Here is an 18,308-nt window from a genome sequence, read left to right as displayed (position 1 = left end):
ACCTGTCGCAAACGCTGGATCTTTCCAGGCGTTCAGCCGCGCGGCGCATGGATGAATTTGGGCGCGGCGCCGTCTGGTTCGACCGCTTCATGAACCGCGTCGAGGAAACCGTGCTGACCGTCCAGGCGGCGACCGATTCGGTGAGCACCGCCACCCAGCAGATCGCAGCAGGCAACATGGATCTGTCGGCCCGCACCGAGGAACAGGCCGCTTCGCTTGAGGAAACTGCCGCGAGCATGGTGCAACTCACGGAGACGGTCAGGCACAACACTGACAACGCGCATCAGGCCAATGGCCTCGCGAGCCGCGCGTCCAGCATGGCCGACATCGGCCACGAAGCGGTCCGGGCGATGATGCACACCATCGAACAGATCAATCAGGGGTCGACCAAGATCTCAGAGATCACCGGTCTCATTGAAGGCATCGCGTTTCAGACGAACATTCTTGCGCTCAATGCGGCAGTGGAAGCCGCGAGAGCCGGCGATCACGGGCGCGGCTTCGCGGTTGTCGCAAGCGAGGTCCGCAATCTCGCGCAACGCTCTTCTACGGCGGCGAAGGAAATCAAGGCGTTGATCGGTTCATCGGTCGGCATGGTTCGCGAAGGATCGTCGCAGGCCGCACATGTCGGATCGACGATGGAGCAGGTCAAGACTGCGATCGGACAGGTTTCGGCAATTGTGGCGGAAATCGCCGGTGCATCGGAGCAACAGAGCCGGGGCATCGAACAGGTCGCGGCGGCCGTTACGCAGATGGATCAGGTTACGCAACAGAATGCCGCGCTCGTCGAACAGGCGGCCGCCGCCGCCCAGTCGCTCGAGGAGCAGGTGACGCGCGTACGAAGCACGTTATCGGAATTCAAGGTGCGCGCGACAAACACGGCATGAATGGCATGCTTGAGTGGCTTGTTGCAATGCGCCCCTCGCATGTGTGATTTGCCGGGGCGCCGACGTTGTAGTCTGACGTGAAGGATGCCTCAGGGCGTGCGATACCAGATCCGGATGCCCGAATACCAGTGACTGACGCTCGTGTCGTCGCCAGTGCCGAACGTCGACAGGCTTTCGACGTTCAGGACGTCGGCACCTTCTTCGGCAATCCATGCGTTCGCGCGTTCAACCAGCGCTGCCGCGTTTTCGTACACGTGCCCCTTGATGAGGTGGCGTTGCACGACCTGCCGCTCGAAGTCCTTGAAGGCTATTTTCATCGTTGAAGTCTCCTGTGTCCGGGTCTTGTTATGTGCCTCGGGACATCAGTCTATCAATCAAACGAAGCGAACGGAAACGCACGAAGCGGTCGCGCAAATGAAACTGCCGCCCGGTAAGGAGCGGCAGCAAACGCCAACCTTGAGGGTTGACGTTTTACCCGTTCAGCCATGCGCCCTGACGGGCACACTACTGCGAGTTCGTTCAGGCCTTAACAGACCTGAAACAGCGACTTAGAGCGGCGTGATGTTCGCAGCTTGCATGCCCTTGGGGCCGCGCTTCGTTTCGTAGCTGACCTTCTGGTTTTCAGCCAGCGTCTTGAAGCCATCGCCCTTCACTTCCGAGAAGTGCGCGAAAAGATCTTCACCACCTGCGTCCGGCGTAATGAAGCCAAAGCCTTTGCTGTCGTTGAACCACTTGACGGTACCGGTTTCCATATCCCACCTTGCGAAAAAAATAAGTAATCCGCTCCAGTACGGAGCGACTGAGAAGAATCAAGGAGTGAGAGGACAACGAATACCGCTAAAGAGGCGACACATTGATGATCAGCAATCGACGTTCTTGAACTTCGACCCCCACAGTACGCTGTATATACGTTTGAAGCAAGGTTTATTCAGTAACGTTTTGCAGGGTTCGCGCTCAGCGGCCACCACAAAGGGTTACACGTGATGGTGAATACACGCCTCCGGCGTCCGGAACGTGCGCGAATGGTATGACCCCGTTCGCTTAAGCCGCACCGGTCAATCTGGACGTCTGTTCTTGCGGTCTTCGGCGTCTTCGCGGAATCGTGCTCAAGCGGGACGCTTCATGCGTGCTCGATACCGAGTAGCCGTGCGTTCAAAAGACGTGCAAGCGCTTCACCTCCTTCGCGCATCACTGCATCGTGATTCCAGCGAAAAAACGGACGTGCGATGGGTGCGAGCAGATTCATCCATGGCCGGCTCGTATGGACCTGCCAGTCGTATCGTACGATCGTCGCGGCGCCGTCGTTTGAAAACTGCCACCGGCCGGTGCCGAGCACGTCGCCTGTTGCTTCGCCTTCGAGTGCGACCAGCGGATCCATGAACGTCACGTGCATGTCGAACACGATCCGGTACGGCAGCACGCCTTTCCACCAGTAGCGATGAACGGCGCCGATGCCCTCGCCTGTGCCGGGCGCAATCTCAACGACGCGTTCGACGTTCTTCCACCAGCGCGGCCAGTGCGCCACATCGCGAATCGCTGCCCAGACCGCGGGCAACGGTGCCTCGATTCGCCATGTCGTCGAGAAGCGGTATTGCGCTGAATGCACGGGATTTCTCCTGCGATCACGTTGCCCTGCCCGATTGCGCCTGCCGGGTTTTACGCATCATATTGCACGATCCGGTTGCTACACGACCATGTAAAAACAGCGCCGAAAGCACGTCCGCCAACTCATGTGGCTGGACATGCAGGTACGGCCCGCCGCGCGTTGCAGGAGCGAGCCCGCTTCTTGCTACCGTATGAGGGACTACCGCCACAACCGTAACCCGGAAGGAGACGCACCATGTCTAACCAGGCTCGTGAAAAACATCCGCATGGCAACAAGTCCGAGAAACATATCGACAAGGCCGTCGAAGACACGTTTCCCGCCAGCGACCCGCCGTCAATTGGTGGTACGACGAAAATTGCGCCAAAGGATCGCGACGCTGAAAAGCACGCCTCCACCGAAAAGCGCCCGCACCACAAGCACTAGAACGTGTTGATGAGGGCGGCACGCGAATGCATCCGCGTGCTTCCTTCGTTCAGGGAAACAGCCGCGCCGGTTTCAATCCACGCGTTCGATCAGACCGCGCAACACCGTTTCGACCGGCACGTTGCCCTTCATCGTTTCGGCTTCTGTCGCCTCGAATCGGATCCAGCCTTCGTTGAAGCCATCGAGCATCTGTATGCGTGGTACCGGATACTGCACGCCCTGCGCGCGGAACAGCGACTCCCACGTATCGCGCGGTACGGTTTGTGCCCGCACGTCGCGGCCCAACAGACGGCCAAACGCAGCGGCAAGATCGTTTGGGCTCAGGCGACGCGGACCTTCGAGTTCAACGACACGACACCCTGTCCATGTTTCGCTCAGCAATTGCGCCGCGACGCGGCCTATGTCGGCAGTTGCGACCATCGGCACGGCGCGTTCCAGCGGCTGCAGAAAGCTCGGCATGATGCCGGTGGTGCTGACGGGTTCGACGTCCCACGCCGCGTTTTCGATGAACCATGCCGCGCGCAAAAGCGCCACCGGCATCGAGAGCGTGCCGAGTTCCTGTTCCATGATCTGCAGTTGCTGCAACAGGTTTGGCTGTGTTGCCTGAGCGCCGATCGTCGACAGACACACCACTTTTCGCGGCTGCGCGGCTTCCAGCGCGTCGCGCAACGTCGCGATCATCCGGCGTGATTCTGGAAAGCCCGGCGACGGATCGAAATTCGGCGGCAACAGAATGAATACGCCTTCCGTCCCAGCGAATGCACGCGCCAAAGCCTGCGCCTCGTCCATTGCTGCAAGTGCCACTTCGCATCCTGCTTCGGCCCACGTGGCACTCTTCTTCGCGTCGCGCACGACCGCGCGAACGTCGTGCTGCCGCGCGAGCAGTTGTCGTGCTACCGCCCCTCCAACTTGCCCTGTGATTCCGGTAATCGCGAACATCGTTCTCTCCAGTGAGTTGCGGCCTGCGCCGCACAGGAAAGCATTCTGGTCGCGAGTCTCCGTTTCAACCAGCGCATGAATGTCATTTGATTGATGCTATTACGTCATGTAGCCGTTCGCTTCCAGTCAAGCTGGACCTGACCGGACCGGCTCTCCAAGCAGATCGGTCAGCGTTTACAGAACGCCCTTCGCGACGCTGCTCGCGTGCGTGCCGGAAGCCAGCATTTTGTCGCTGGGATCGACGCCGATGCGTAGCTTTCGTCTTCCGCCAGCGCTACGGTCGTCGCACTGTGTGCGGCGCAGCTTCGGGCACACCCGACCATCTGATACGTCAGCCAGCAATATGCCGCAACTGCCCGCGGGCGGGGCGAGCGCGGCGAATCCGCGCTTTTTGGCCGATTTATTGAAGATTTTTTTCGACTTTTTTTGGGCTACCCTGGTATCGCATGGCGAGCAGTTCGTCATGGGAGCGGCTGTATTGACCCTTCACGAACACAGGCTCACGAACCAGGGCGAACCAGATGACGACGCAAACGAAGGTCTCCATTTGTCTGCCGACCTGCAACCGGCCGGATCTCATTGTCGAATGTATTGAGTCGTGCCTCGCGCAAACGCACACGAACATCGAGATTCTGATCGGCGACGATTCAAAAGACGACCGCACGCAAAGGATGATTGCGACGCGCTATCAGCACGAACCGCGTATCCGTTATGTGAGGAATACGCCTTCGCTCGGCCAGGCGCGCAATGTGTCGAGCCTCTTCAATCGCGCAAGCGGCGGCAGGATCCTGCTGATTCATGACGACGATTATCTTGCCGTCGATGGCGTCGAACGACTGGTTTCGCTCTGGCAGCGTCATCCGGATCTCGACGTCGCGTTCGCGAACCAGTACGAAGTCGATCAGGCTGGCCATGTCGATCGCGAAGCGAGCGACCGGCTAAACGCCGACTTTTACCGTACGAAAAGTGCTGAAGGGTTGCAGCAGCCGCCGGGGCGGACCGGCCTCATCCAGATGTTCCCGAACAATGGCTGGATGGCGAATGCCGATCTCGTGCGTCGTATCAGCTACAAGGAGCAGTACGGCATGTGCTGCGACTACGTATTCGGCGTCGAACTCTGCCTTGCTGCGAAGCAGGTGTACTACCTCAACGAATACGTGTCGTTCTATCGCAAGACCGACGTCTCCATTTCGATGACGACCAAAAGGTCGACCAGCGCGGCTTCGGTTTCGGCGTATGCGTTCATCGAAAAGCTGCGCCTCGATCGGCCGCTCGAACCGGCTCGCAAGCTCGCATTGCGGCGTATCGTGCCGATCGTCGTATCGGTCTATTCGCGCAACCACGATCCCATCAAGGGACTGCGGATCGCCGCAAAGAATCTCTTTGCCTATAACTACGGCTTCAGCATGCGGCTTTACTATCACCTCATGATGATTTCGCGTTCGATGCTGACGCTCAAGCCGCGATAGCCCGCCGCCGGCATCCTGGATTTGCTGGCGCGGCGGCGGTCAACGTGCCACGCCAGCAAGGATCAGCGCTGCACACCCCAACGACGCACCGTCACGCGTTCCAGCGTGTCGAATACAAGATGCTCTACGAGGAGACCCACCACAATCACTGCGGCGAGCCCTGCGAACACGCGGTCGGTATAAAGCTCGTTGCGGTTCTGGAAGATGTACCAGCCAAGGCCGCCGTTACCACTGCTCGCACCGAATACAAGTTCCGCGGCGATCAGCGTGCGCCACGCAAAGGCCCAGCCCACACGTAAGCCTGCAAGAATCGACGGCAACGCCGCAGGCACGAGAATCAGCGTCACGTGACGCAATCCGCCCAGCCCGTAGTTGCGCCCGGTCATGCGCAGCGTTTCGGGAACGGCCTGAAAGCCTGACCACGTATTGAGCGCGAGCGGCCACAGTACTGCGTGCACGAGGACGAACAGCAGGCTGCCCGTGCCAAGGCCGAACCACAGGAGCGCGAGCGGCAGCAGTGCGATCGACGGTAACGGGTTGAACATGGCGGTAAGCATCGAAAGCATATCGCGCCCGATACGCGTCGACACCGCCAGCGACGTCAGCAGGAACGCGAACAGCACGCCCAGCAGATAGCCACGCAGCAGCACCGACAGCGACACCGCTGTCTTCTGCAACAACTCTCCCGACAGGATGCCCTGAGCGAACGCACTCAACGTTGCACCGAACCCCGGCAGCAGCAGATCGTTATCCAGAACACGCGCCGCGATTTCCCACACCGCGAGCAGCGCCAGCGCGATCAGCGTCTTGCGCAACCACGACTGCGCCATCAGCCGCCGCGCCACGGGCAACGGCGCATCAGCGACGACATCGCCGGGCATCTCCGGCGAGCGCTCGTATTCAGGCCGTACGGGCGGCAACCAGGTTGTGCTGGAAGTGGGCGTACTCATTGGGCTGCCTCCGTTTCTCCGAATAGCAGGCGGTGAATATGCGCTACGCTGCGCTGAAAATCGATGCGCCCGAAGCTGTCGTGCGAGTATTGATGACTGTTGAGTTCGGCGCGAACACGCCCCGGATGCGGCGAAAGCAACAGGATCCGGTTGCCGACCACGAGTGCCTCCTCGATCGAATGCGTGACGAAGAGCAGCGTAAAGTGCGTCTCTTCCCACAGACGCAACAGTTCTTCCTGCATCTTGCGTCGAGTGAGTGCATCGAGCGCGGCGAATGGTTCGTCCATCAGCAGCACGCGCGGCTCCATCGCAAGCGCACGCGCAATCGCGACACGCTGTTTCATGCCGCCGGATAGCGTATGCGGGTAGGCGTCGGCGAACGCAGCCAGGCCCACCTTCTCCAGATAGTGCAGTGCACGCTCTTTCGCTTCTGCGCGTCCGAGCTTTTTTGCGGTGCGTAGCGGAAACATCACGTTTTGCTGTACCGTTTTCCACGGCGGCAGCTGGTCGAATTCCTGAAACACGACGATGCGATCCGCGCCCGGCCCGCGCACCGGTTCACCATCGAGTGAGATCGTCCCTGAATGCGGTGCGATGAACCCCGCGACAGCCTTGAGCAACGTCGATTTACCGCAGCCGGAAGGCCCGAGAAGCACAAACCGATCGCCGCCGTAGACGTCGAAACTGACGTTATGCGTCGCGCGCACGATGCGCTCGCGGGTGCGGTATTCGAGGTTGACGCTATCGACGGCGAGCAGCCGCTCGCTATGCTGCGCCTGCGATACGGCCCCTGCCTGAGCGGCCGCGTCCGGAAAAAGGATGGAAGGATTGGCCACCATCACGCGGCTCCTTGCGCAAAGGCTGCATTGAATGATTCAGTCATCGTGATGTTCACGCCCGGGCACCGTCAGTGCAAAACACGACGATACGGTTCACGCCTGCGCCGACCAACCAATGATTGCGCATATCCAATACAGCCTGACGCATAAGCGGCGATTTTGCTGCGTCGACGTCCGTCGACACGTGAGGACCTAGCTTCCGCCGGCCGTGGCAGGATCGTCGAAGAAATAGTCCTTCCACGATTTTGGCTCGTTTCGCGTCGCGCCGATGCGGTACATGAACTGCGCGAGCGCAAGCGTGTTTTGCGGCGCGATCCTGAACTGCACCTGCGGATTGCGAATGACCGATAGCAGCAGCACGCGGTCGATCTTCGAATGATTCACGCGGATATAGGCGTCGGCGGCCGCCTCGGGATTTGCGCTCACATATCGCGCGGCGTCGGCGAGCGCATCGACGAAAGCGCGATACGTCTTCGGATTGTCGTTGCGAAATTTTTCCGTCGCATAGAGCACCGTGGCCGAACTCGGGCCACCCAGCACGTCGTACGAATTGAGTACGATATGCGCCTTCGGATTGCCTGCCAGCTCCTGCTCCTGGAACGGCGGGTTGCCGAAGTGCCCGGTGATTTCCGTGCCACCCGCGATGATCGCCGCGGTCGCATCCGGATGCGGCACGGCCTGTGTCAGTTTGTCGAGCCGGTTGAAGTCTTTCTCGCCCCAGCGCTGCGCAGCGGCGTACTGCAACAGCCGCGATTGCACGGAGACCGATACTGCTGGCAACGCGATGCGATCCTTCTCCGTGAAGTCAGCGATGGTCTTCACGTTCGGATTGTTCGATATCAGGTAATACGGGAAATTGCCAAGCGAAGCGACGCCCTTCACGTTCTGGCGGCCACGCGTACGGTCCCAGATCGTCAGCAACGGACCAACTCCAGCGCCTGCAATATCGACCGAACCGGACAGCAGCGCGTCGTTGACCGCCGAGCCGCCGGAAAGCTGCAGCCAGTCGACCTTAATATCGATGCCGGCCTTGTGCCCTTCTTTTTCGATCAACTGCTGGTCGCGTGCGACATTCAACAGCAGATAGACGATGCCGAACTGTTCAGCGATACGGATCTGACCTTCCGCATGCGCCGGAGCGGCCACGCCAAAGCCGGCGACGGAAACCGCGAGCGTCACGAATGCCGTGACGAACCGGCGTGCGAATCGTGCGTGTTTAAACGGCCGTGGCGCGGCCGGTTCAATCGGATGCATGGAGAGGCCTCAGTGTGCGTGGATCAGCGCGTCAGCGCGCGCGTGGGGCCGTCAGAACGGCGCGTCGCCTTCGATGGTTGTGCGATACATCTTGCGACGCAGATGGTCGGGGGTGCCGGCAGCGAGATGCATCAGCGAGCGGTTGTCCCAGAACACCAGATCGTGTTCTGCCCAGACGTGCCGGTAGAGATGTTCGGGCCGCACGCTGTGCGCAAAGAGTGCATCGAGCAGGTCGCGGCTCTCGTCGTCGGGCAGGCCTTCGATGTGCGTCGTAAAGTGCTCGCTGACAAAAAGCGCCTTGCGGCCTGTTTCGGGATGCGTGCGCACGACGGGCTGCAGAACGGGCTTCACCTGCGCGATCTGCTCGGCCGAAAGATCCGGACGCCACGGGCTGCGCCGCTGCAGTTCCGCGTATTTCGCGAGATAGGTGTGTTGCGCGAGCCGCCCTTCGACCGCGTTGCGCAGATACGCGGGCAACGTGTCCCACGCGAGATGCATGTTGGCGAAGAGCGTATCGCCCCCTTCGGCCGGCAATTCCTGCGCGTGCAGCAGCGAGCCGAGACTGGGTCTCTCCTTGTACGACAGGTCGGAATGCCAGAAATGGCCCGCGTCGCCGAGTCCGACTGGCTTGCCGTCTTCGACGATATTGGACACCACGAGCACTTCCGGATAACCGGCCAGCTGAAACTGGTGCAACACGTGAATCTGCAGCGGCCCGAAGCGGCGGCTGAACGCGATGTGCTGATCGGGCGTGATGCGCTGATCCCGGAACACCAGTACGTGATGATCGAGATGCGCGCGATGAATACGTGCAAAATCGTCCGCACTGAGCGGCAGATTCAGGTCGAGACCGATTACCTCGGCGCCAGCGGGCGCATCGAACGCGCGGATTTCGATGCGCTGCGATGGCGCGGCTCCGGTTGGCGGGAGATTGGCTTCGATGCCGGACCGGTCAACGGTCCCGTAAGCGGGCACATGGGCGGAGATAGCTGGTGTCACGCGAAACTCTTCATCGGATAGTCGGATGGCGAGCGTCGCAAGACGCTCTTTCAACCCGTCAATCTACGGATGCAGCCCGTCGCCGGCAACGAAGTAAATCCGATACGTTTATCTGCTGGAGTGGATAGCGCCATGCTGGCCTGGAAACACCTGTCGTGGCGCCCAATAAAAAACGGCGGCACCGGAAACACCGGAGCCGCCGTTCTGACGCGTTGCGAAGCGCGTGCTGCTTACGGTTCGTTACGCAGGTACCCTTCCTTGCCCGGGTCGCGCATGCGGAACGACACGAGGCCTGCGATCGCGCAAAGCGCCGTGACGTACCAGTAGAACAGGGGTTCGTTGCCGGCCTGCTTGAGCCACAGCGCGACGTATTCCGCCGAGCCGCCGAAAATCGCGTTGGCGAGCGCATACGAAAGCCCGACACCGAGCGCGCGCACTTCAGGCGGGAACATTTCGGCCTTGATCAGACCGCTGATCGAAGTGTAGAAGCTCACGATCGCGAGCGCCACCACGATCAGCCCGAACGCTGCGTACGGGTTCGTGATGTCCTTCAGGGTATGGAGCAGCGGCACGGTACCGATGGTGGCGAAAAGACCGAACAGGATCATCGACGTGCGGCGGCCGATGCGGTCCGACAGTGCGCCGAAGAGCGGCTGTATGACCATGTAGACGAAGAGCGCGGCCGTCATCACGTTGCTGGCTGTTTTCGCATGCATGCCGGCCGTGTTGACGAGGTACTTCTGCATGTAAGTCGTGAACGTGTAGAAAATCAGGGAGCCGCCGGCCGTGAAACCGAGCACCGTTGCAAACGCGGCCTTGTGCGCCCAGAGCCCGCGCAGCGTGCCTGCTTCCTTGCGGCGACGCGTTTCGGCGGTAGTAGTTTCATCGAGCGATTTACGCAGATAGAGCGCGACGAGCGCAGCCATTGCGCCGACGACGAACGGAATACGCCAGCCCCACGCCTTCAGTTCCTCGGTGGAGAGTGTCTGCTGCAGGATCACGAGTACGAGGAGCGCACAGAGCTGCCCGCCGATCAACGTGACGTACTGGAACGACGCGAAAAAACCACGGCGACCCTTGAGGGCGACTTCACTCATGTAGGTTGCACTCGTGCCGTACTCGCCGCCGACCGACAGCCCCTGGAAGAGTCGCGCGACGAGCAGGAGTGCGGGTGCGAGCGCGCCGATCTGCGCGTAGGTGGGCAGTACGGCGATGACGAGCGAGCCGCCGCACATCATGAACACGGAAACCATCATTGCAGTGCGGCGGCCTTTCTTGTCGGCGAGGCGACCGAAGAACCAGCCGCCGATCGGCCGCATCAGGAAGCCTGCGGCGAAGACACCTGCGGTGTTGAGCAGTTGCGTTGTTGTATTGCCGCTGGGAAAGAATGCTGGAGCGAAGTAAAGCGCGCAGAACGAGTACACGTAGAAGTCGAACCATTCGACGAGATTGCCAGACGACGCGCCGACGATGGCGAAGATCCGGCGACGGGTGTCGTGAGGCTGGAGGATGGTGTGGTCGGTCATCGGGTCTGGTTTTCCTTTTCGTGCTCGCTGGTTTTTTCTGGTACTGGTTTTTTTGTTGTCTGTCTCGTGGGCGGGATTTTACCGGATGTAAGGTTTGGGTTTGCGGGTTTTTTGGTTTCTCCTTGGGCCTTTCCTTGACGTCATGTCCGTCTATTGGTGTTGCCCCTTTTGCGGGGCGGCATTTTGGGTTTTTTCGTGCCGAAGCTGTTTCTTTGCTTTTGGCCTTTCCTTGTATTCGTGTCGGTCTATTAGCGTTGCCCCTGTGCGGGGCGGCACCTACTTTTCTTTGTCCCCCAAGGGGACTTCCTTCGGGGCGTCTTCCAAAGAAAAGTAGGCAAAAGAAAGGCGCTTCGATAGCTCACCTCTTCCAGGTGTGTCATCTCTGGGGAATGGCAACCCGTGAGGTGTCGCCCCCGCGCGTGAAGCCGCATGGGTCCGCGCGCGATCTGATCTCCCGCACAGCACCGCCCGTGACACAGCGCTCATTCATCCCACTCCGCACTCCGTTCGTCGCGGTGCGGCCGCTCAGCGCCACCGGATTCGGGCTGCGATGGGTGAAGCGATTGGCGTGAACCAGAGGCGAAGAAAGGTTATGCCGGTCGACGACGCGCGTAGCGCGGAGTCGGGTGGATGACGGCTTTGTCACGGGAGTGGAATGCGCGCGGGCTGGAATCGCGCGGGGACCTATGTCCCATGAAGTGTGGGGGCGACACTTCGCGGGTTGCCATTCCCCACTAATGACACACCGAGAAAAACCGAGTTCTCGAAGCGCCTTTCTTTTGCTTACTTTTCTTTGGAAGACGCCCCGAAGGAAGTCCCCTTGGGGGACAAAGAAAAGTAAGTGCCGCCCCGCACAGGGGCGACACAAATAGACCGACACGAATACAAGGAAAGGCCAAAGCAGAAACCCAGCTTCGGCACGAAAAACCCAAAATGCCGCCCCGCAAAAGGGGCAACACCAATAGACCGACATGACTTCAAGGAAAGGCCAAAAACAAAAAATCCAGACAGAACAACAAAAAAATCAAACCCTGATCAAGGGCGCCACATACCGACATTCATACCGCTTCCTCACAGTCCCATTCTCATCAACGCTCTCGAGAAAAACATCAAACTGCCAGAGGCGAGCCATATGCTTGAGCACCTCCTCGCTATCACCAGAAAGATGCCGGTTGTCACTCATGAAATGCCGAAGCGTCAAACTCCGGTCGCCACGCGTATTCACCGACCACACCTGAATATTCGGCTCACGATGATGCATGTCGTACTGCCGTGACAGCGCCTGCCTCACGTACTGATATCCGCTCTCGTCGTGAATCGCAGAAACCTCCAGCGCGTCCCGCATGTCATCATCCAGCACCGAAAAAAGCCGCATTTCACGAATCAGATGCGGCGACAGATACTGCGCAACAAAACTCTCGTCCTTGAAGTTGCGCATCGCGTAATGCAACGCTTCCAGCCACGGGCTGCCAGCCAGCTCAGGGAACCATTGCCGGTCTTCATCCGTAGGCGCTTCGCAGATGCGCCGGATATCGCTCATCATCGAAAAACCCAGTGCATACGGATTGATGCCGCTGTAATACGGCTTCGTCACCGGCGGCTGGTATACAACGTTGCTATGTGAATGGAGAAACTCCATCATGAAGCCGTCTTCCAGCTTGCCCTGGTTATACAGCGTGTTGAGCAACGTGTAATGCCAGAACGTCGCCCACCCTTCGTTCATGACCTGCGTCTGTCGCTGCGGATAGAAATACTGCCCCACCTTGCGCACGATCCGGATCACTTCCCGTTCCCAGGGCTCCAGCAACGGCGAATTCTTTTCCGCAAAATACAGCAGGTTTTCCTGCGGCTCAGGCGGATAGCGACCCTCAATTTCCTCAGGCAACGCTTCCTTCTTCGAAGGTAACGTGCGCCACAGTTCATTCACCTGAGACTGCAGGTACGCCTCGCGCTCGCGACGTGCCGCCGATTCCTTCGCCAGCGAAAGCTTCTGCGGACGCTTGTAACGGTCCACGCCATAGTTCATCAACGCATGGCACGAATCGAGCAGTTCTTCCACCCGGTCAAGTCCGAAGCGTTCCTCACATTCCGCGATGTAGTTCTTCGCATACACGAGGTAATCGATGATCGCGTGGGCATCCGTCCAGAGCTTGAACAGATAGTTGCCCTTGAAAAACGAGTTGTGTCCGTACGCCGCATGCGCGATGACAAGCGCCTGCATCGTCATCGTGTTTTCTTCCATCAGATACGCGATGCACGGATTCGAATTGATGACGATTTCGTACGCGAGCCCCATCTGCCCGCGACGGTAGCTCTTTTCTGTCGACAGATAGTGTTTGCCGAACGACCAGTGCCGGTAATTCACCGGCATGCCGACAGACGCATACGCGTCCATCATCTGTTCGGAACTGATGAGTTCGAGCTGGATCGGATACGTGTCGAGCCCATACTGCTCTGCAACATGGGAGATGTGCGTATCGTATTCTTCGATGAGTTCGAAGGTCCAGTCGGACGGGCACGGCAGAGGCCGTCTATCGGACACATTCATACGGACTTCCCTTTGCCCGTCCACGGGCACCGCGGTTTGCCCAGGTGCTGCTGCTGCCCCGGCCGGTCCGGCGCTACCGGAATCCGTCTCTTTCGCGCCCTTGCCGCGCTCTGGCTGGTAGCCGCGCGCTTCGTTGTGCAGATGGCGTGTAGTCATGAGGACGCCACCTGCTTTTCGAACAGTTCCCGGAAAACCGGGTAAATATCCGCTGCCGTTTCCACCTTCTTCATGGCCATCTGCGGCGCAGTCAGCGCAAGCTGCGCGTATTCGAGCCACAGATTCTGCTCTTCAGGCGTGACCTGAATATACGCAAAATAGCGCACCTTCGTCAGAATGTCATCTGCAAGCATCTTGCGGCACTTCGGCGAATCGTCAGTCCAATTGTCGCCGTCCGATGCCTGAGCGCCGTAAATATTCCATTCACTCGGCGAATACCGGTCCTCCATCACCTTCGTCATCAGTTCGAGCGCGCTCGATACCACTGTGCCGCCGCTCTCCGTCGAATGGAAAAACGTGTCCTCGTCGACTTCCTCGGCGCGGGTGTGGTGACGAATGAACACCACTTCAATGCGCTCGTAGTTGCGCTTGAGGAACAGATACAACAGGATAAAAAAGCGCTTGGCGAGATCCTTGCGCTGCTCGTCCATCGAGCCCGAGACATCCATCAGACAGAACATGACCGCCTGGCTCGACGGCTCAGGCTGCTTCACGCGGTTCACGTAACGCAGGTCGAAGGGATCGATGAACGGAATGCGCCAGATGCGGCCGCGCAGATGATGGATTTCCTCTTCAAGCGCCTTGATCTCGTCGCGACGGTCGGCCGGATCGGCCTTCATTTCCTCGAGCTGCTTTTCGAGTTCATGCAGTTCGTTGACGAGGGGCGCGCCGAGTGCGATGCGTCGGCCAAGCGCGCTGCGCAGCGAACGCACGACGTCGATGTTGTTCGGCGTGCCTTCAGCCGCCCACCCTGCGCGGATGCTCTTCCATGTCGGCACGGCAAGCAGATGCGTCTTCACGAGACGCGGCAGTTCGAGATCGTCGAAGAAGTACTGCATGAATTCTTCGCGGCTCAACTCGAATACGAAGTCGTCCTGCCCTTCGCCTTCGTTGCTCGCGCTGTTTCCGCCGCCGCCACCGCCTCCGCCACCAGGGCGCGGGATCTTGTCGCCGCGAATGTAGTCGCTGTTGCCGGGATGCACCATTTCACGCTTGCCGCCCGGGCCGTGCCGGAACGAAGGCTCCGCGATGTCCTTGCGCGGAATCGTGATGCTCTGCGTGTTCTGGATGTCCTTGATGCTGCGGTCGCGCACCGCTTCCGATACGGCGCGACGAATATAGTTCTTTACGCGACGCAGAAAACGTTCGCGGTTTGCAATGCTCTTGTTCTTGCCTGCCAGCCTGCGGTCGATGATTTGATGAAGCACACCCGGTCTCCCGCTCGAATTTCTGGAGCGCGAGACGCAAGTTGCGCATGCAACTTCATGTCCATGCGGCTTGCGCCTCGCAAGGTGCCCGCGCCGTTGCCCGACGCGGGCGGTACGCCTCGTGTGTCATGACGACTTGCGCACACGCAGATACCAGTCGCACAGGAGCCGCACCTGCTTCGGCGTGTATCCCTTCGCGACCATCCGGTTGACGAAATCTTCGTGCTTGCGCTGTTCCTCCGCCGACCCTTTCGCATTGAACGAGATGACCGGCAAAAGTTCTTCCGTGTTCGAGAACATCTTCTTTTCGATCACGACGCGCAGTTTCTCGTAGCTGATCCATGCCGGATTCTTCCCGGCATTCGCAGCCCGTGCGCGCAGCACGAAATTGACGATCTCGTTGCGGAAGTCCTTCGGGTTGCTGATACCCGCGGGCTTTTCGATCTTCTCCAGTTCGGCATTGAGCGCCGCGCGGTCGAAGCTCTCGCCGGTGTCGTGATCGCGGAACTCCTGATCCTGAATCCAGAAGTCCGCGTACGTCACGTAGCGATCGAAGATGTTCTGCCCGTACTCGGAATACGACTCCAGATAGGCGGTCTGGATTTCCTTGCCGATGAATTCCGCGTAACGCGAGGCCAGCACGTCCTTCACGAACGACAGATACTTCTGCTCGGTTTCCGGCGGGAACTGCTCGCGCTCGATCTGCTGTTCGAGCACATACATCAGATGCACCGGATTCGCCGCGACTTCCGTCGAATCGAAGTTGAACACGCGCGAAAGAATCTTGAACGCGAAGCGGGTCGACACGCCCGTCATGCCTTCATCGACACCGGCGAAATCGCGATACTCCTGGAACGATTTCGCTTTCGGATCGGTGTCCTTCAGATTCTCGCCGTCATACACCTGCATCTTCGAAAAGAGGCTGGAGTTTTCCGGTTCGTGCAGACGCGTCAGCACCGAGAACTGCGACATCATCTTCAACGTGCCCGGTGCACATACCGCGTTCGCCAGCGAAGAGTTACGAATGAGCTTCTCGTAGATCTTCATTTCTTCGCCGTAGCGCAGGCAGTACGGCACCTTCACGACGAAGATACGATCGAGCAGTGCTTCGTTGTTGCGGTTGTTGCGGAACGCCTTCCATTCGGACTCGTTCGAGTGAGCGAGGATGATGCCGTCGAATGGAATCGCGCCAAAGCCTTCCGTGCCCTTGAAGTTGCCTTCCTGCGTTGCAGTCAGCAGCGGGTGCAGCACCTTGATCGGCGCCTTGAACATTTCGACGAATTCGAGCAGGCCCTGATTCGCAAGACACAGGCCGCCGGAATAGCTGTATGCGTCGGCGTCGTCCTGTGCGTACTGTTCGAGTTTGCGAATGTCGACCTTGCCGACGAGCGAGGAAATGTCCTGATTGTTTTCGTCGCCCGGTTCGGTCTTGGCAATACCGATCTGCCGGAGAATCGACGGGAAGCGACGTACAACGCGGAACTTGCGGATGTCGCCGTTGTATTCGTGAAGGCGTTTGACCGCCCACGGACTGAGAATGGTTTTGAGGTAGCGGCGTGGAATCCCGTACTGTTCTTCGAGGATCGGACCGTCCTCGTCGTAATCGAAAAGCCCGAGCGGCGATTCGTTCACAGGCGACCCCTTGATCGCATAGAACGGCACGCGTTCGGCCAGTTGCTTCAGACGTTCCGCAATCGACGACTTGCCGCCGCCCACCGGCCCGAGCAGATAGAGAATCTGCTTCTTTTCTTCGAGCCCTTGAGCCGAGTGCCGGAAATATGCGACCACCTGCTCGATCACTTCTTCCATTCCGTAGAACTCACGGAACGCGGGGTATACCTTGATCACCTTGTTCGCGAAGATGCGCGACGTGCGCGGATCGTTGCGGGTGTCGATCTGTTCGGGTTCCCCGATTGCCGTCAACATGCGTTCGCCGGCAGTGGCGTACGCGGCGGGATTGTCTTTGCAGAGCGCGAGATACTCCTCGAGCGAGAGTTCATCCTCCCGGGTTTTCTCGAAGCGGGTCGCGAAACTGCCGTAGATATCCATGCTACCTCCTCGCCGAAGTCTAGACCGATGTCGTGCGCGGCGCGCTAATCGGAAACAACATCGCTCGAATTCATCCTAAACCCTTTTAAATTTTTTTTCACGAACTACGTTGCGAAAATCGTCCCGCAACCGCGTCGTTACATTCGTCCCCTGGAAAAGCAATTTCGGGTCACCTACAATCTTCCGCCACACAGAGGGTGCCGTGCAGTCCCATCGCAGCATCGGAAGCGACACAGGTGCCGACGCAACCGCTGCTGATACAGCATAAACGTTCGTCAATCAGACAATCGCAAACACACGTTCGTTCTGATGTCTGCGCGCGCACATTACGTGCGCGACGCATGTGGGCACGACCACGTTCATCCGCGCTGCATTGCATCTGTGCCCGCCCCATCCATGCTGCCGATGCGGCTTCTCTCCCACAACGCGCGATCGGGGCAACTGGTGCACACAAACGGGTTTACGGCAGGTACAGGCACACGCTGCAACTGGATGCAGTGCCTGTTACTTTTTGCATGAGGGAGTGTGTAACAGCGCGTAATCGGGTACGCATTGCGCCGTGTCGCGCGACAGGGATATCCGGGGTGCGTCCGATGCACCCTCGTGTCACATTCAGGCGACCTTATGTAAGGACGATATCCACTTCGCCGAGACCGTGAATGCGTCCATGCACGGTACCCGGCTCTTCGATGCGGTGGGCACCGAGGTACGTGCCGGTGGTGATGGTCCATTCAGGATCGATTGCGATACCCATAGCGGCGCAATGGTTAACGAACCAGACGAGCAGTTCGCGCGGGTCCCCTGCCGGATTGCCAGTCGACTCGGGCACGAGCGACCTGCCGTTGATGGTCAGTTCCAGTTTTGGGGAAACGAAGTCGAACGTGCGCGCAAACCCCGCGTAGGGCACCGGCGACCCTGTAATGAGCGCCCCGTTGTTCTGCGCGTCGGCCAGCTGCGCGAGCGGCGCGACCTCGGGCCAGTCGGCAAAGCGGCTGTCGACGATCTCGATGGCGGGCAGCATGACGCCCACGCGCGCGAGCACCTCGTCGCGCGCCCAGGCCACGTTGCGTGGCTCGACTGGCTCGGCAAAGCAGAACGCAACCTCCAGCTCCAGCAGCACGTGAAAGAACCCGCTGTGCGCCACGCTGGCGGGCGACGCGATCATGCACGTTGCAGGAATCGGCGCGCCTGAGGCCGCCCCGCCGGGGCTCTTCGCGCCGATTTTCCAGCCGCCCGTGGTGGTGCCCAGTCCGCTGATGACAGCCTGCTGGATCGCATAGGCGCTGGCCGCATCGGGAGGCAGGCTGTCGGGCGACAGTCCATCGATCGCGCGATGCTGCTGGCGCGCTTCCACGAGACGTGTAACGAGGTCGTATTGCGTCATGTCGGATCCCTTCC

At 59.5% G+C, this 18,308-nt stretch carries 16 protein-coding genes and 1 pseudogene; 3 read left to right on the top strand and 14 right to left on the bottom strand.

Translation table 11 applies throughout. The annotated features are described in order from the left end of the window. Positions 1 to 53: 53 nt before the first annotated feature. Positions 54 to 884 (top strand): annotated as a pseudogene (locus tag LPA36_RS29550) (methyl-accepting chemotaxis protein); the annotation flags it as partial. 89 nt (positions 885 to 973) lie between these two features. Here LPA36_RS29550 and LPA36_RS25680 read toward each other — a convergent pair. From LPA36_RS25680 to LPA36_RS25670, 3 genes are all read right to left on the bottom strand, one after another. Next, positions 974 to 1,201, bottom strand: a complete 228-nt coding sequence (locus LPA36_RS25680) for a hypothetical protein (protein WP_228882921.1) — start codon at positions 1,199 to 1,201, stop codon at positions 974 to 976. A 231-nt stretch (positions 1,202 to 1,432) separates the two neighbouring features. After that, positions 1,433 to 1,636 carry a cold-shock protein gene (locus tag LPA36_RS25675; protein ID WP_090537609.1) on the bottom strand — a complete coding sequence of 68 codons (204 nt, stop codon included), beginning with the start codon at positions 1,634 to 1,636 and terminating at the stop codon, positions 1,433 to 1,435. Between the two features lie 368 nt (positions 1,637 to 2,004). Further along, entirely contained in the window at positions 2,005 to 2,490 is a 486-nt protein-coding gene (locus tag LPA36_RS25670; protein ID WP_228882919.1) for an SRPBCC family protein, read from the bottom strand. A 234-nt stretch (positions 2,491 to 2,724) separates the two neighbouring features. Between LPA36_RS25670 and LPA36_RS25665 the strand changes: the two genes are divergently transcribed. Next, positions 2,725 to 2,913: a hypothetical protein gene (locus LPA36_RS25665; protein ID WP_228882918.1), complete on the top strand. Its 189-nt coding sequence runs from the start codon at positions 2,725 to 2,727 to the stop codon at positions 2,911 to 2,913. A 72-nt stretch (positions 2,914 to 2,985) separates the two neighbouring features. Here the strand turns inward: LPA36_RS25665 and LPA36_RS25660 are convergent, their stop codons facing one another. Then, positions 2,986 to 3,852, bottom strand: coding sequence for an NmrA family NAD(P)-binding protein (locus LPA36_RS25660; protein WP_228882916.1), 867 nt, complete (start codon positions 3,850 to 3,852; stop codon positions 2,986 to 2,988). Between the two features lie 174 nt (positions 3,853 to 4,026). Beyond that, positions 4,027 to 4,317: a hypothetical protein gene (locus LPA36_RS25655; RefSeq protein ID WP_228882915.1), complete on the bottom strand. Its 291-nt coding sequence runs from the start codon at positions 4,315 to 4,317 to the stop codon at positions 4,027 to 4,029. Positions 4,318 to 4,373: 56 nt separating this feature from the next. Between LPA36_RS25655 and LPA36_RS25650 the strand changes: the two genes are divergently transcribed. Next, the gene (locus LPA36_RS25650) at positions 4,374 to 5,321 is read left to right on the top strand and encodes a glycosyltransferase family 2 protein (protein WP_228882914.1); all 948 of its coding nucleotides are present in this window, start codon (positions 4,374 to 4,376) and stop codon (positions 5,319 to 5,321) included. Positions 5,322 to 5,383: 62 nt separating this feature from the next. Here LPA36_RS25650 and LPA36_RS25645 read toward each other — a convergent pair whose 3' ends face one another. From LPA36_RS25645 to LPA36_RS25605, 9 genes are all read right to left on the bottom strand, one after another. Beyond that, positions 5,384 to 6,271 (bottom strand): ABC transporter permease, encoded by an 888-nt coding sequence (locus LPA36_RS25645; RefSeq protein WP_228882913.1) that lies wholly within the window; start codon positions 6,269 to 6,271, stop codon positions 5,384 to 5,386. Further along, a complete protein-coding gene (locus tag LPA36_RS25640) occupies positions 6,268 to 7,110 on the bottom strand; it encodes an ABC transporter ATP-binding protein (protein WP_228882912.1) in 843 nt (280 codons plus the stop codon). Before LPA36_RS25640 ends, LPA36_RS25645 begins: the two co-directional genes overlap by 4 nt. Before the next feature lie 192 nt (positions 7,111 to 7,302). Further along, entirely contained in the window at positions 7,303 to 8,364 is a 1,062-nt protein-coding gene (locus LPA36_RS25635; RefSeq protein WP_228882911.1) for an ABC transporter substrate-binding protein, read from the bottom strand. A 51-nt stretch (positions 8,365 to 8,415) separates the two neighbouring features. Then, positions 8,416 to 9,306 carry a TauD/TfdA dioxygenase family protein gene (locus LPA36_RS25630; protein WP_228882975.1) on the bottom strand — a complete coding sequence of 297 codons (891 nt, stop codon included), beginning with the start codon at positions 9,304 to 9,306 and terminating at the stop codon, positions 8,416 to 8,418. A gap of 287 nt (positions 9,307 to 9,593) precedes the next feature. Next, the gene (locus LPA36_RS25625; protein ID WP_228882910.1) at positions 9,594 to 10,889 is read right to left on the bottom strand and encodes an MFS family transporter; all 1,296 of its coding nucleotides are present in this window, start codon (positions 10,887 to 10,889) and stop codon (positions 9,594 to 9,596) included. Between the two features lie 1,024 nt (positions 10,890 to 11,913). Beyond that, positions 11,914 to 13,593 carry a SpoVR family protein gene (locus tag LPA36_RS25620; RefSeq protein WP_228882909.1) on the bottom strand — a complete coding sequence of 560 codons (1,680 nt, stop codon included), beginning with the start codon at positions 13,591 to 13,593 and terminating at the stop codon, positions 11,914 to 11,916. After that, positions 13,590 to 14,861 (bottom strand): YeaH/YhbH family protein, encoded by a 1,272-nt coding sequence (locus LPA36_RS25615; protein WP_228882906.1) that lies wholly within the window; start codon positions 14,859 to 14,861, stop codon positions 13,590 to 13,592. The genes LPA36_RS25620 and LPA36_RS25615 overlap by 4 nt, the downstream gene beginning before the upstream one ends. Positions 14,862 to 14,987: 126 nt before the next feature. Next, a complete protein-coding gene (locus LPA36_RS25610; protein ID WP_228882905.1) occupies positions 14,988 to 16,910 on the bottom strand; it encodes a PrkA family serine protein kinase in 1,923 nt (640 codons plus the stop codon). A 622-nt stretch (positions 16,911 to 17,532) separates the two neighbouring features. Beyond that, positions 17,533 to 18,294, bottom strand: a complete 762-nt coding sequence (locus LPA36_RS25605; RefSeq protein WP_228882904.1) for a 2-keto-4-pentenoate hydratase — start codon at positions 18,292 to 18,294, stop codon at positions 17,533 to 17,535. Positions 18,295 to 18,308: the final 14 nt, after the last annotated feature.

The sequence above is a fragment of the Paraburkholderia saeva genome (assembly GCF_907164555.1).
GTDB lineage: Bacteria > Pseudomonadota > Gammaproteobacteria > Burkholderiales > Burkholderiaceae > Paraburkholderia > Paraburkholderia saeva.
This window is presented reverse-complemented; position numbering and strand designations above follow the sequence as displayed.

Bases quoted from the DNA above. Each gene is read 5' to 3' on its own strand.
- LPA36_RS25680 (WP_228882921.1), bottom strand. From the start codon at position 1,201: ATGAAAATAGCCTTCAAGGACTTCGAGCGGCAGGTCGTGCAACGCCAC.
- LPA36_RS25675 (WP_090537609.1), bottom strand. From the start codon at position 1,636: ATGGAAACCGGTACCGTCAAGTGGTTCAACGACAGCAAAGGCTTTGGC.
- LPA36_RS25665 (WP_228882918.1), top strand. From the start codon at position 2,725: ATGTCTAACCAGGCTCGTGAAAAACATCCGCATGGCAACAAGTCCGAG.
- LPA36_RS25660 (WP_228882916.1), bottom strand. From the start codon at position 3,852: ATGTTCGCGATTACCGGAATCACAGGGCAAGTTGGAGGGGCGGTAGCA.
- LPA36_RS25655 (WP_228882915.1), bottom strand. From the start codon at position 4,317: ATGACGAACTGCTCGCCATGCGATACCAGGGTAGCCCAAAAAAAGTCG.
- LPA36_RS25650 (WP_228882914.1), top strand. From the start codon at position 4,374: ATGACGACGCAAACGAAGGTCTCCATTTGTCTGCCGACCTGCAACCGG.
- LPA36_RS25645 (WP_228882913.1), bottom strand. From the start codon at position 6,271: ATGAGTACGCCCACTTCCAGCACAACCTGGTTGCCGCCCGTACGGCCT.
- LPA36_RS25640 (WP_228882912.1), bottom strand. From the start codon at position 7,110: ATGGTGGCCAATCCTTCCATCCTTTTTCCGGACGCGGCCGCTCAGGCA.
- LPA36_RS25635 (WP_228882911.1), bottom strand. From the start codon at position 8,364: ATGCATCCGATTGAACCGGCCGCGCCACGGCCGTTTAAACACGCACGA.
- LPA36_RS25625 (WP_228882910.1), bottom strand. From the start codon at position 10,889: ATGACCGACCACACCATCCTCCAGCCTCACGACACCCGTCGCCGGATC.
- LPA36_RS25620 (WP_228882909.1), bottom strand. From the start codon at position 13,593: ATGACTACACGCCATCTGCACAACGAAGCGCGCGGCTACCAGCCAGAG.
- LPA36_RS25610 (WP_228882905.1), bottom strand. From the start codon at position 16,910: ATGGATATCTACGGCAGTTTCGCGACCCGCTTCGAGAAAACCCGGGAG.
- LPA36_RS25605 (WP_228882904.1), bottom strand. From the start codon at position 18,294: ATGACGCAATACGACCTCGTTACACGTCTCGTGGAAGCGCGCCAGCAG.